Annotated in this window: 1 protein-coding gene and 1 pseudogene; both read left to right on the forward strand. The window is 66.4% G+C overall.

The features are described from left to right. A partial coding sequence (locus EOA27_RS35295; RefSeq protein WP_127258598.1) for an adenylosuccinate synthase occupies nucleotides 1-928 on the forward strand: 928 nt, incomplete at its 5' end. Nucleotides 929-997: 69 nt separating this feature from the next. Beyond that, nucleotides 998-1,727, forward strand: a pseudogene (locus tag EOA27_RS35300) (hypothetical protein); the annotation flags it as partial.

A 1,727-nucleotide genomic window follows, 5' to 3' on the forward strand; every position in this document is an offset into this window, starting at 1 on the left:
TTCCGGGACCAAGATCGGCACGACCCGCCGCGGCATCGGTCCCGCCTATGAGGACAAGGTGGGCCGGCGCGCGGTGCGGGTGATGGATCTGGCGGATTTGGAAACGCTTCCTTTGAAGGTCGACAGGCTGCTGACGCACCACAATGCTCTGCGTCGCGGGCTCGGCCATCCGGAGGCGACGCATGAGGCGATCATGCAGGAGCTGACCTCGGTGGCCGGCGAGATCCTGCCTTACATGGACCGCGTCTGGAAGGTGCTCGACGACAAACGCCGCGCCGGCGAGCGCATCCTGTTCGAGGGAGCGCAGGGCACGCTGCTCGACATCGACCACGGCACCTATCCCTTCGTCACCTCGTCCAACACGGTCGCGGGGCAGGCAGCCGCCGGTTCCGGCGTCGGTCCGGGCGTCATCGGCTATGTGCTCGGCATCACCAAGGCCTACACGACGCGCGTCGGCGAGGGGCCGTTCCCGACCGAGCAGAAGAACGAGATCGGCGAGTTTCTCGGCACGCGCGGCCACGAGTTCGGCGTCGTCACCGGCCGCAAGCGCCGCTGCGGCTGGTTCGACGCCGTGCTGGTGCGCCAGGCCGTTGCCGTCAACGGCATCAAGGGCATTGCGCTCACCAAGCTCGACGTGCTCGACGGGCTGGACGAGATCAAGGTCTGCACCGGGTACAGGCTCGACGGAGAGACGATCGATTACCTGCCGGCCAGCCAGGGCGCGCAAGCGCGGGTCGAGCCCATCTACGAGACGCTCGAAGGCTGGAAGGGAACCACCGCCGGCGCCAGGAGCTGGAACGATTTGCCGGCGCAAGCCGTCAAATATGTCCGCTATATCGAGGAGCTGATCGGTGCCCCGGTGGCGCTGCTTTCCACCAGCCCCGAACGGGACGACACGATACTTGTGACCGATCCGTTTCAAGACTAGTTTCACAGCCCTTCCCGGCGTTACGGCTGATTTGCGGCCGGTGGGAAAAGAATGCAGGTCACCTGACGCATGGCAGATTTCATCGCCGTTCTGAAAAAGACGATCGACAATCTCAGCGAGAACACGCCGGAGATGCGGTCGAAGGTCTATGACAAGGCGCGGGTGACAATCGACAAGAAGCTTGCCGATCGCGTTCCACCATTGGCGCCTTCGGTCGTGGATCAGCAGAAGCGCACGCTTGAAGACGCCATCTCCAGCGTCGAGCGCAGTTATGCCAAAAGCGTTCCCGCCGCCGATCCGCTGGCGGAGCTGGAGCATATCTTCTCCTCCATCGACCGCAACAGGAACCAGCCGACCCACTCCCGCCAGCCGGCGCCGCCCGCGGCTGTGCCGGCGCCGGCTAAGCCGGACCCGTTCAAATCAGAACCCCTCAAGCCGACACCGGCGCCCGCCAGGGCCGAACCGTCCTGGCAAAGCGCGCCGAAGGCGGAGCCGGCGCCGCAAAACCCCGTGAAGACCGAGCCGGCCTGGCAAAGCACGGCAAGGACGGAGCCGAGCTGGCAGGCCGCGCCAGAGGCGGAGCCTGCCTGGCAGAAGGCGCCGCCACCGCCGATGCCGTCGCCGCGCGAGGACGATGTCGGCCTGGCGGGCATGGACGCCGCCGACGCCGAGGACGGCAGCGATGTCTTTGCCAATGACGAGCAGCCGGCGGCCGATACTTTCCAACGGCTGCGGCCTCAGCAGCCGCAGCGCAGGCGCGGCTATGGCGGCCTGATCGCTGCCGTCATCGCGCTTTTGG

This window comes from Mesorhizobium sp. M2A.F.Ca.ET.037.01.1.1, from assembly GCF_003998075.1.
Lineage (GTDB): Bacteria > Pseudomonadota > Alphaproteobacteria > Rhizobiales > Rhizobiaceae > Mesorhizobium.